1 protein-coding gene is annotated in these 577 nt (G+C 79.9%); it reads left to right on the top strand.

The genetic code is table 11. The features are described from left to right. Positions 1 to 93: 93 nt before the first annotated feature. A partial coding sequence (locus ABEB16_RS22550; protein ID WP_345714379.1) for a 6-phosphogluconolactonase occupies positions 94 to 577 on the top strand: 484 nt, incomplete at its 3' end.

The raw sequence follows: 577 nt of genomic DNA on the forward strand, positions 1-577 counted from the left end.
CGCCCCGCGCAAGCGGGCCGCGAAGGCCGCCGACGCCGCCGCGAAACCCACCGCCAAGCGTGCGACCAAGCGGGCCGCCGGGCGGGGCGGGGCGTGAGCTCGGCCCCGCCGGCCCGGCGGGTGCTGGTGCACCCGTCGGCGGCGGTGCTGGCGCACGCCGTGGCGGCGCGGCTGCTCACGGCGCTGGCCGATGCGCAGGCCGCGCGCGGTGCGGCGCACGTGGTGCTCACCGGTGGCACCATCGGTGTGCGCGCGCTGGCGGCCGTCGCCGTCTCCCCCGCCCGCGACGCGGTGGACTGGTCGCAGGTGCACGTGTGGTGGGGCGACGAGCGGCACCTGCCGGCCGGTGACCCCGAGCGCAACAGCACCCAGGCGCAGGAGGCCCTGCTGCAGCACGTCGGGGTGGACGAGGCGAAGGTGCACTGGCCGCCGGCCTCGGACGGGGCCGCCGGCACCGACGTGGCGGCCGCCGCCCGGGTGTACGCCGAGCAGCTGGCCGTCGCGGCCGGGGCCGGGGCGAGGCGTGAGCACGACGGATCAGCAGGACCCGGCGCTGGAGCAGGACCCGGCGCTGGAG

This window comes from Kineococcus glutinatus (genome assembly GCF_039542765.1).
Lineage (GTDB): Bacteria > Actinomycetota > Actinomycetes > Actinomycetales > Kineococcaceae > Kineococcus_A > Kineococcus_A glutinatus.